We start from the raw sequence: 802 nt of genomic DNA, 5'->3' as shown, positions 1-802 counted from the left end.
GCGCGCGATCTTCGCGGAGGTCGGCAAGGTGCTGTCCGACACCGCGATCCTCGCGTCCAACACCTCCTCGATCCCGATCACGCGGCTGGCGCAGGCCGCCCCCGATGCGGGCCGTTTCGTCGGCGTGCATTTCTTCAACCCCGTGCCGGTGATGGGCTTGATCGAGCTGATCCGCGGCCTCGCCACCTCGGACGCGACGGTGCAGGCGGTCGAGGCGTTTGGGCAGAAGCTCGGCAAGGCGATCGTCCACGCCAATGATGCGCCGGGCTTCATCGTAAACCGCATCCTAATGCCGATGCTCAACGAAGCCTGCTTCGCGCTGGGCGAGGGCGTGGCGACGATCCGCGACATCGATCTGGCGTGCCAGCTCGGGCTCAACCACCCGATGGGGCCGCTGACGCTTGCCGACTTTATCGGGCTCGACACGTGCCTGGAAATCACCCGCGTGCTGTTCGAAGGGACGGGCGACCCTAAATTCCGCCCGGCCCCGCTGCTGGTGAAATATGTCGAGGCCGGCTGGTTCGGCCGCAAGACCAAGCGCGGCTTTTACGATTATACCGGCGCGGAGCCGGTGCCGACACGGTAAGGGCGGCTAGTCCGGCCGCCGCATCGCGAAGCGCGCGGCCTCGCCTATCTCGAAATAGTCGGCTGCCCCGCCTCCCCGCAGGATCGGGTGCGCGGCGGCGGTGCGATAGGCACCGTCCGCGATCAGATGCGGCGCGATGTGGATGCCGACGACCTCGCCCAGCACCAGCCAGGTGTCGAGGGTCGTGCCATCTGCCGATGCCAGCCGCAGCGTCTG

General features: G+C 67.6%; 1 protein-coding gene and 1 pseudogene. One reads left to right on the top strand and one right to left on the bottom strand.

Features of this window, described 5'->3' with window-relative positions:
* Nucleotides 1–586, top strand: a 586-nt coding sequence (locus AACY08_RS27635) for a 3-hydroxyacyl-CoA dehydrogenase family protein (protein WP_339472283.1), incomplete at its 5' end; no start/stop codon positions are given.
* A gap of 6 nt (nucleotides 587–592) precedes the next feature.
* Here AACY08_RS27635 and AACY08_RS27630 read toward each other — a convergent pair.
* A pseudogene (locus AACY08_RS27630) lies at nucleotides 593–802 on the bottom strand (flavin reductase family protein); the annotation flags it as partial.

Origin of the sequence: Pseudomonas sp. EL_65y_Pfl1_R83 (genome assembly GCF_963970695.1) — a bacterium.
GTDB lineage: Bacteria > Pseudomonadota > Gammaproteobacteria > Pseudomonadales > Pseudomonadaceae > Aquipseudomonas > Aquipseudomonas tritici.
Note: the sequence above shows the minus strand (reverse complement) of the source record. Positions and strands in the feature narration are given on the sequence as shown.